This is a genomic window from Synechococcus sp. H55.9 (genome assembly GCF_047462355.1).
GTDB lineage: Bacteria > Cyanobacteriota > Cyanobacteriia > Thermostichales > Thermostichaceae > Thermostichus.
This window is the reverse complement of record NZ_JANSJB010000052.1, coordinates 8,728-18,449: the sequence shown is the minus strand read 5'-3', so window position 1 is coordinate 18,449 and position 9,722 is coordinate 8,728. Positions and strand designations below refer to the sequence as shown.

General features: G+C 61.6%; 8 protein-coding genes. 1 reads left to right on the top strand and 7 read right to left on the bottom strand.

Going from position 1 to position 9,722, the window contains the following annotated elements; genetic code table 11:
* The 3 genes from NW857_RS08210 to NW857_RS08200 form a co-directional block, all read right to left on the bottom strand.
* Positions 1-1,935, bottom strand: a 1,935-nt coding sequence (locus NW857_RS08210) for a cobaltochelatase subunit CobN (RefSeq protein ID WP_414368617.1), incomplete at its 3' end; no start/stop codon positions are given.
* A 311-nt stretch (positions 1,936-2,246) separates the two neighbouring features.
* Positions 2,247-3,434, bottom strand: coding sequence for an SBBP repeat-containing protein (locus NW857_RS08205; protein ID WP_414368615.1), 1,188 nt, complete (start codon positions 3,432-3,434; stop codon positions 2,247-2,249).
* Positions 3,435-3,536: 102 nt separating this feature from the next.
* A complete protein-coding gene (locus NW857_RS08200) occupies positions 3,537-4,301 on the bottom strand; it encodes a gamma-glutamyl-gamma-aminobutyrate hydrolase family protein (RefSeq protein WP_414335407.1) in 765 nt (254 codons plus the stop codon).
* A gap of 199 nt (positions 4,302-4,500) precedes the next feature.
* Here NW857_RS08200 and NW857_RS08195 point away from each other — a divergent pair, with 199 nt between their 5' ends.
* Positions 4,501-5,961 (top strand): circularly permuted type 2 ATP-grasp protein, encoded by a 1,461-nt coding sequence (locus tag NW857_RS08195; protein ID WP_414335409.1) that lies wholly within the window; start codon positions 4,501-4,503, stop codon positions 5,959-5,961.
* 9 nt (positions 5,962-5,970) lie between these two features.
* Here NW857_RS08195 and NW857_RS08190 read toward each other — a convergent pair whose 3' ends face one another.
* The 4 genes from NW857_RS08190 to NW857_RS08175 all read right to left on the bottom strand — a co-directional run.
* Entirely contained in the window at positions 5,971-6,522 is a 552-nt protein-coding gene (locus tag NW857_RS08190) for a gamma carbonic anhydrase family protein (protein WP_414368612.1), read from the bottom strand.
* 215 nt (positions 6,523-6,737) lie between these two features.
* Positions 6,738-7,733 (bottom strand): alpha-E domain-containing protein, encoded by a 996-nt coding sequence (locus NW857_RS08185; RefSeq protein ID WP_414335413.1) that lies wholly within the window; start codon positions 7,731-7,733, stop codon positions 6,738-6,740.
* On the bottom strand, positions 7,727-9,559 hold the full coding sequence (locus NW857_RS08180; protein WP_414368610.1) for a hypothetical protein: 1,833 nt from the start codon (positions 9,557-9,559) through the stop codon (positions 7,727-7,729). The genes NW857_RS08185 and NW857_RS08180 overlap by 7 nt, the downstream gene beginning before the upstream one ends.
* Before the next feature lies 1 nt (position 9,560).
* A partial coding sequence (locus tag NW857_RS08175; protein WP_414368622.1) for a cyclic pyranopterin monophosphate synthase MoaC occupies positions 9,561-9,722 on the bottom strand: 162 nt, incomplete at its 5' end.

Genomic DNA, 9,722 nt, shown 5'->3' with positions numbered 1-9,722 from the left:
GTGCTCTCGGCAGGCAAGCTCCTGGATCTGGGCGCGGATCAGCGGGCAGCGCCCAGGATCCATCTGCTGGGCCTCGTAGTACTCGTCCATCAGCCGCTCCAGTTCCGCCAAGGGCCCGTAGAGCTCGGCACGGGTTAAGGGCGGGGTGAGGTGGTCGAGGATGACAGCCTGAGCCCGCCGCTTGGCCTGGGATCCCTCGCCAGGATCGTTGACGATGAAGGGGTAGAAGTGGGGCAGAGGCCCCAAGGCTATTTCTGGGTAGCAGGTGGCCGAAAGGGCGGATCCCTTGCCAGGCAGCCACTCCAGGTTGCCGTGCTTGCCCACATGCACCACTGCCTGCACGCCAAACGCTTGCCGCAGCCACAGGTAAAAGGCGAGGTACTCGTGGGGCGGCGCCAGATCCGGGGCGTGGTAGTTCAAAGCAGGATCCTGGTCGTAGCCCCGCGGCGGCTGGAGGCCGACAAAAACATGCTCCAACTGCAGGCCGACAATGGGGATGTCGTGGGCGGGCGGATCCCCCCACTGCCGCACTAGATTGTCCTGGACGGCGGCGGGCAACTGGGCAAACCACTCCCGGTAGAGGGCAGCCGGCAGCACCTGCCGCGCCGGGCGTAGGGATCCCAGCGGATCATAGGTTTGGCCCTGGGTTAGCCAGCGGATGAGCTCATCTCCGCTCTGGGGCAGTGGACAGGCGCGGTAGTCGGCTTGCGCCAGGGCCTTGAGGATCTCGACGCAGCTTGCCGGTGTATCCAACCCTACCCCATTGGCCAGCCGTCCATCCCGGCTGGGGTAGTTGGCCAAAATCAAGGCTAGACGGCGCTGGTTGGCAGGAGTGCGCCGCAGCTTTACCCAGTTGGCCGCCAGCTCGGCTACAAACGCCACCCGATCCGGCACAGCCTCATAGGCCATGATCTCCGTCTGCAGGCGGGGATCCCACTGTTGAACCGTCTTGAACGAGATGGCGCGGCTGAGGATGCGGCCGTCCACCTCCGGCAGCACCACGTTCATGGCCAGATCCCGCGCCCCCAAGCCCCGAGTGGAGTTCTCCCAGCGCTCCCGCGACCCACTGCTCAAGACCACCTGCACAACCGGCACATCCAGCTCCTGCCAGAGACGGACATCGGGCTGCTCGCTCTCCAGGCGGGCCAGGGAAAAGCTGGTGGTGTTCAACAAAAGTTCAATTTGGCCGCCGAAGTGCTCCCGGATGGCCTGCGGCAAGTCCGGCTCCTGCAGGCCATAGGTGTACAGACACAGCGGCTGCAACCCCCGCTCCTGCAGGGCGTTGGCCAGGGCATCTATTGGCTGCGTATTCCCCGCCAAAACATGGGCCCGGTAGAGCAGGATCCCTACCTTGGGGGCCTGGGGATCCCTGAGGGGGGATAGGGGGGGATGGTAGATCCCCAGCCGGGGCAGCACCTGCGGCTCTGGCACGGCGTACTCCTGTCCCAGAAACTCCCTGGCCAAGAATTTCAAGCAAGCCGCCACATTGGCTGCCCCTCCTTCCAGCCAGTACTGCCACACCCGGTCTGCTACTGTCAGGGGCACGGTGGAGTGGCTAACCAAATCCCAATCGGGGCGGTCATCCCCAGGGATCACAATCAGGGTGGCTCCCGCTGCTGCCGCTACCTCTTTGGCCACCTCCAGACCATAGCTCCAGTAGGCCCTTCCCCCCAACAGGCGCAGGAGCACCACCTGAGCTTGCCGCAACACCTTCTCGGCGTAGTCGTCGATGCTGAGAGGCTGTTGCAACTGCAAGAGGTTAGCCGCCCGCACCGCCGGGAAATCAGCCGGCAGCAGGCGCATGGCTGCGCTCAAGGCCGTCAGATCCGTGTCGGCTGCCGACAGGACAACGATGGGCGCAGGATCCTGCTCCAGGAAAATGACCCCACCTTGGGAAGGATCCCATCCCCCCGGCAAAGCAGCTATCCGGTGCATAGAGCCAGCGCCAGGCGCCCCGCCATCTCCTTGAGACTACACAGAAGGATAGCTTGGTAGCCCCGCACTTGCGTGGGGAGCGGAAAAGCTCGTAATTGCCAAGGGTATACTTGCCGAAAAGGCGTACCGTTCCCAGGCCAGCAGCTAATCACGGTGAAAAACCCGACTGGTGCAGGCGTCCGAGACGCGAGAGGACGCCGTCCTGCTGACGCGAGCAGGGCTTTTCCTGAGGGGACTGTCTAGAGGCGTCTTGACAGCGCCTGTTTGAACTACGTGAGAACCCTACGCCTTGAGGCGGTGGGGGTGTCAATCTAACGGCCGTACTTGAGCACAAAGACATCTTTCAGACCAGCATGGGGCTCTCCGGCGAGGGATCCCCAGGTTACACCTACCACCCCGAGGGTGCCCTCTTGGTCTAGCGCCATGGCCTGGATCCAGTCGAAGTCGGCGCTGCCGAACTGGTGGCGCCAGAGCTCGCCGCCGTTGGTATCGTAGAGGCGGACAAAGGCATCGCTGCGACTTGCAGGGATCCCCTGGGTGGATCCTGCCACCCAGACCCTTCCGAGCCTATCCACGGCAATGGCCAGAGGGCGCTCCCCTTGCGCGCCGTCCCATTGGCGGCTCCAGAGCTCGTTGCCGTAGGGATCATACTGCCGCACAAAGACACTGTACCCCTGGAGCAAGGCCTGGCCAGCAGGAGCCTCTTGGGTATAGCCCGCCACCCAAACATTTCCCTCCTCTCCCACAGCGATGGCAAGAGTGCCGTCGCCCCCTTTGTTGGAAAACTGGCGCAGCCAAACCTGGTTGCCGCTGGGATCATACTGGCCGACAAAGCCGCCAGCCCTTGTGCGGTCGCGGACGAATCCGGTTATCCAGAGATTTCCTGCCCCATCGGCGGCCAGGGCAGTGACCTGGGCCCCTAGCTCGCGGACCCAGAGCGGTTTGCCGTCAGCGTTGTATTGGCGCACAAAGCTCTTGCCTCCGCTATTCCCGGTTACCCAGACATTGCCCTTGCCATCCACGGCAATGGCAGTGACCTGGTCAGGCTCAGCACCGCCCAACTGCTGCGTCCAGAGCTCCCGACCCTGGGGATCGTGCTTACGCAGGAAGATGTCTTTTGCGCCGGCATTGCTGTAGCCAGGGAAAGCGCCGTAGGTCACTCCTGCCACCCAGGTGTTCCCTCTCCTGTCCACTGCCACCGCCACAACTTCGTCTAAAGCAGGGGTGCCCAACTGCCGTGTCCAGAGCTCTCGGCCCCAGGCATTGTACTTGCGCAAGAAACCATCGCCACCCCCTGCCGAGCTTTGGCCCAAAAAGCTTCCCTCCGTTACCCCCGCCACCCAAATATTTCCCTTTCCATCAATTGCGATGGCGCGAGCCTCGTCAGAGGAAGGGGTGCCAAACTGACGCAGCCAAGGGCTGGGACTACAGCCAAAACCTAAACCGAAAAAAGCTAAGACACCCAGAACTGCTCTAGCCAGTGCCTGTCTCCTGCTCATAGGCCCTCTTTTGGGGGCACTGGGCAAAGCATAGCAAGGGCTCTCCCCTGGCTATCGCGAGGGATAAGCCCCCGCCTCTTCTCCAGCAGCAGCACAGGATCCCTAGGCAACCTGAGGCATTGCTTCAGGGCTGGCCAGGCGCGGCGAAAACTGCAGCGCTGCCTGCACAAAGGCCTGAAACAGGCGAAAATGCTCAGCCTCTTCAAAGGTGAACTCGGGGTGCCACTGCACGGCAATAGCCCAGGGATGGGTTTCGTGCTCGATGGCCTCGATGAGCTCGTCGGGAGAACAGGCAGCCAAACGCCAGCCCGCCGGCACCCCCCAAACAGCCTGGTGGTGCCAAGAGACTACGGAGATTGCGTCGACGCCGACAATTTGCTGCAGGCGGGTGGAGCGGATGAGGCTGACGCTGTGGCGAACGGGCTTGCGATCGGCGGGGTTGAAATGATCCAGCTCGTCGTACACGTCGGGCACATGGGGGATCAGCTTGCCGCCGCTGACCACGTTCAGCAACTGCATCCCTCGACAAATGCCCAAGACCGGGATCCCTTGCGCCAGCGCGGCTGCCGCCAAGGCCATCTCAAAGCGATCCCGCTCGGCGCTGACGTGACGCACCTGGGGATGTTGGGGATCCTCTCCGTAGGTGCTGGGGCAAAGGTCGCCGCCTCCTGTCAACACCAGCCCATCTACCGCAGCCAGCAGCGCTTGTGGCTCACTTTCGCCTGGGGGAAAAAGAACGGGGATCCCGCCGGCAGCGCGAAGGGCATCCACATAGCGGCCCGGCGCCACAAAATCTCCCTGGCCGTTGCGGCTGGGGGTAGTAACGCCGATGAGGGGCCGATTTACAAAAGAGGGTGTCCGGTTCATTCCTCTACACTACATTGACAACAAAGCTGAGAAAGTACCGCTCGCCACCATAAACCTTGACAACTCTGGCTGACTGGGGGCAACCGGTATACCCCCTGTCCTAACTTCCACCACGATAACCGTAAAAGTAGCCGGAAGCACACTAGGCAAATCCAGAGCCGCCCACAGTAAAACAGGGTAGGGTTCGAGGGATCCCGACGTGCGTTTTGATACTTATGACCCAGGTGAAGGTTTTTACGATGAGCTGTTTGTGGGGCGCGGTCGGCCTCGCCCTGAGGCGATCCCGCTGATTGAGCGCCTGCATTCGCTGGGAGAAGGAGAGCTGCAGCAGCGGCAAGCGGCGGCCCAGGCAGCCCTCTTTCAGATGGGGGTAACCTTCAACGTCTATGGCGACAGCCAGGGCACGGAGCGGATTTTCCCCTTCGACATCATTCCCCGCATCGTCTCAGCCTCTGAGTGGCAGCGGCTGGAGCAGGGCCTGAAGCAGCGCATCCATGCCCTGAACCTGTTTATCGACGACGTCTATCACGACCAGAAGATCCTCAAGGATGGGGTGATCCCTGCTGAGCTGGTCGAGACGGCCAAAGGATTCCTGCGGCCTTGTATTGGGCTCAACCCGCCGGGGAGAATTTGGTGCCACGTCACCGGCACCGACCTGGTGCGGGATCGGGACGGGACTTGGTACGTGCTGGAAGACAACCTGCGCTGCCCCTCGGGCATTTCCTATGTGCTGGAAAACCGGCGGGTGATGAAAAGCACCTTTCCCTCGCTGTTTAACACGATGGGGATCCGCCCGGTGGACGACTACCCCAGCCACTTGTTGGATACCCTCCTCAATCTGACGCCGCCGCACCTGGCCAACCCGACAGTGGTGGTGCTCACCCCCGGCATCTACAACTCCGCCTACTTCGAGCATTCTTTTCTGGCCCAGCAGATGGGGGTGGAGCTGGTGGAAGGACGGGATTTGGTGGTGGCCGATGGCTATTTGCAGATGCGCACCACCAAGGGCCTGCAACGGGTGGATGTAATCTACCGCCGCATCGACGATGACTTCATCGATCCGCTGGTCTTTCGCCCCGATTCCCTCTTGGGGGTACCCGGCCTGTTTGAGGTCTATCGCTCGGGTCGGCTGGCAATTGCCAATGCCTTGGGGACAGGAGTGGCAGACGATAAGGTCATCTACGCCTATGTGCCCCAGATGATCCGCTACTACCTGGGAGAAGAAGCGATTTTGCCCAATGTGCCCACCTACTTGTGTTGGGATCCCAAGGATCAAGCTTATGTGCTGGAGAACCTGGACAAGTTGGTGGTGAAGGCGGCCAATGAGTCGGGCGGCTACGGCATGCTGATGGGACCGCGGGCCACACCGGAGGAGCGGGCCGCTTTTGCCGAGAAAATCCGCGCCCAGCCCCGCAACTACATCGCCCAGCCCGTCGTGTGTCTTTCCCGCGTGCCCACCCTCGTGGATTGGGGAGAGGGGCTGAGGCTGGAGCCCTGCCATGTGGATCTGCGGCCCTACATCCTCTACGGCAAAGAGATCTACGTTCATCCCGGCGGCCTAACCCGCGTGGCCCTCAAAAAGGGATCCCTAGTGGTCAACTCCTCCCAAGGGGGCGGCAGCAAAGATACCTGGGTGCTCTGCGGGGATCCCCGCTGCTGAAGGGTAGGCTTAGGCCCGAGCAGCAGGGCCCGGCCATCTGGCGAAACGACGGGCGTGTTGCAGCGCCAAATCCACATAGTGCTCGGCGTGGCGGCGCAACTGCTCCACCTCTTGGTCTGTCAGGGTGCGGATGACCTTGGCCGGGATCCCGACTGCCAAAGAGCGGGGCGGCAGCGAGCGGGTGACCACCGCTCCAGCCCCGACCATGCTGCCCGCCCCGATGGTGACTCTGTTGAGGATGACGGCCCCAATCCCCACCAGGGATCCCGCCTCGATGTGGGCGCTGTGGATGACGGCCCGATGGCCGACGGTGACCTCCTCGCCGATGCAGGTCGGCTGCTCCGGATCCCCGTGCAGGATCGCCCCGTCTTGAATGTTGCTGCGGCGGCCAATCACAATCGGCGACAGATCCCCTCGCAAAATGGCCCCGTACCAGATGCTCACCCCTTCCGAGAGCTGCACATCGCCAATCAGCGTGGCATTGGCGGCCACAAAGGCTGCCTGGTCGATCCCTCGCGGCTGCTGCTCCAACCCCACTCTCCAACCAGCAACAACTTCCATCAATCCTACCGCCAGTAACGGTGCGGCAATTCCCGGCCTCCCCAGTGCTCTGCACCGCCTTTGCCCCGGCAGCTGACCAGATGCAAGCATACAACAGCCGTGAAAGAGATTAACCCCCCTCTCCCTTTGGGAGAGGGGCCGGGGGTGGTCGCGTGAGCGGCGCGGAGCGCTTGGGCTATCTCTTTGGGAGAGGGGCCGGGGGTGAGGGGTTTCGGCTAAGCTTGGCGCTGCAGGAGCAGAGGGGGGTCAGCCGTCTGCAAAGGGCGAATGGCAAAGAAACTTTCGTAGATGCAATCGCCAACGTAATTCATTTGCAATTGCAACTTGTCGAGAAATTCGTGTAAGCCCTGCTCCATAATATCGTCAATGGTGAGATAATCCAGCTCAGAGCGCAGCCGTCCCAAAGCCCGCTCACTGGGATCCCGCCAAGTATCAGCAGGGGTTCCAGTAATCTGGTGTAGGGAGCGATCGGCGTGAATGAGACAAAACTGAATGGAGCGGGGAAATTGCCGATCCAAAATCAGGAAAGAGGCCACCTCTCTAGGGTTAATGCGGTGTTGGCGGCTGTATTTTCGATACATTTCATAAGCGCTGGCCGACTTTAGGAGAGCAATCCACTGCAATTCATCCAGGGGCGTGCCCACATCCTGTACAGAAGGCAGCAAAATAAAATACTTAACATCCAGAATGCGAGCCGTTTTGTCGGCCCGTTCCAAAAGGCGGCCGATTTGTCCAAAGTGCCACCCCTCCCCGTGGGTCATGGTGGCATCCATCACCCCAGCAAAGAGATGGCTGGCCAGCTTGACTTCCGTGAAGAAATCGTGGAGCTGGCTCAGATGCGGCCACTGTTGAGCAGCTTCCTTCACCATTAAGTAGAAGCGATTCACCCGCTCCCACATTTCCGAAGAAATGATCTCCCGCACAGAGCGGGCATTTTCCCGTGCCAGCCGCAAGCAGGAAAAAATCGAGTTGGGATAATCCCTATCAAAAGCCAGAAACTGGATCACCGTTTCCTGGGTCGCCTGGCCGTAGCGCTGGTAAAACAGCTCCTGATCCCCAGTGGTGGAGATGATGGGATCCCATTGCTGAGCTGTGCCACTAGGTGAGTCGAGGATGAGGTTTAGGTTGACATCGATAAAACGGGCAATGTTCTCGGCCCGCTCCACGTAGCGGTTGAGCCAGTAGATGGAATCGGCCACGCGACTCAACATGGTGTTGCCTCCTCTGTTGTCCTCAACCCCAACAGACGGAGCAGCCGCCGCAGCTCCACCAGCAGCACTCCTGCCACGCCGGTCAGGATCCAGCCCAGCCAGTCCGCCGCCGTGCCCAAGTAGCGCACCTCCACGCGGTGCTCCCCCGGCGGGATCCGCACTTGCAACAGCCCTGGCCCGTTGTATTCAGCAGCTCTGAACCGTCCATCAATTTGTACCCGCCAGGCGGGGTAGTAAAACGTGCGCAAGACTACAGCTTGCTCCTGACCGGTGGGGTTAAGCGCCCGAAAGCGACGGTAGCCGTAGCGCCACTCTTCCACCTGGAGCCGCGCCGCCGGATCCTCTACCTCGCCTTGCCACTGCAGCAGCGGATCCACCTGTGGGGGCGGCATGGGCAGCGTCGCCTGGCGGGGCCGGTATTCCAGCGCATCCACCAGCGCCAGCCCATCGGGAAAGCGCCAGTGCATGTGCAAGAAAGCAATGCCCGGCCGCTCTTGGGGCTCGTTGGGGAACTGCTTGGCTGCAGCGAGTTCTTGAAAAGTTTGGACAAGCGGCGGATCAAAGCCGGCTTTGGACACCAGTTGCAAGCCCTGCCAGGTTTGGACTGCCATGGCCAGGCCGAGCCCCACCAGCAAAGGGAGCCGCCAGCGCTTGTGCCCCCATCCCCACCCAGCTAGAGATCCCACTAGCCAAGGCACGGTTACCGCCGTTACCGCCATCCAGCGCCAGGAGAACTGAATCCGCCGCAGGGGCAAAACCCACTCGTAGAGCCAAGCCAGCAGATCCGTCATCATCAGCAGCGCCACCAGGCTGGCTCCCAAGCTGTAGAGCAGGGTGGCTCTGGCAAGAGATTCGGCAGCACCACTTTCCTGGCAGGAGAAACTCCTCCCCGACCGGCGGGCCAGCCAAAAAACCAGGATCCCAACTCCTCCCAGAACCGCCGCCATCCAAACCCAGTACCCCACCAGGTTGCTCTCAAACCAGTGCTCTGTCCAGCGCGGCTGCAGCTGCATGAGCCCGCTCACCATCAGGCGATGGTGGGGTGTATACTCGTCGGCAAAGTTGACAAAATCCACCTGGACATGCCGCTGATCCCAAAAGGCTGGCAGCAGATAAAACGCCGTCCACCCTAGCCCCAGCCCAAACCCCAGGTAGCAGCGCCCCACCCTGGGCCAGAAGGGATCCCTTCCCCCCACCACCCAAGGCAGAGGCAGCCAAATCAGGGTAAACACCAGCAAGGTGGGCAGGTGGGACAGCGCCAGCAGGCCATAGCTCAGGGCCAAAGCCGCAACCGGCCAGATGGACTGGGGCCGGCAGATCGTCTGCAGCGAGGCCCAGAAAATCCAGGGGGAGACGGCAATGGCCCACACTTCCCCTATGGCTCCCCTTTGGTAGATATCCACCAGCCAGTAGGGGCCGGCCATGCTCAGCAGGGCCAAGACCAGCGCCAAAGCCCAAGGAAGCACCTGCCGCAGCAGAAGGTACAGCCCCAGCCCCAAGACCGCCATCGCTAGGCCCATGCTGGCCACCAAAGAGCCGAGCATGTCCAGCCCCAGGGCTCGAAAGGGCAAAGTGGCCACCATACACAGGGGCGGATAGAAGGCAAAGGTGGGGTTGCCATAGCCAAAGTTGGAATACTCCAGCCAGCGGGGGTAAAACTGCCCGCCGAAAAACTGGCGCTGATACTGGAAGGCCCAATTGAGATTGAAGTGGGTGGAATGGGTGATGGGGTAGCCCCGCTGCAGCATTGGCCAGAGCAGTGCCAGCACCCCGGCCAGCAGCGCGATCCCGATAAGCCCTCCCGGTTGGTGCAACCTCTTCAACATCTCACTGGGACGGGCTATTCTGATCGAACCCAGAAGGCCCGGAACTTCCCCCATACTTGCACAACAGGCGGATATTCTCGATCACCATCGCCTTTTCCAAGGCCTTGGCCATGTCGTACAGGGTGAGGGCAGCCACTGCAACCGCCGTCAAAGCCTCCATCTC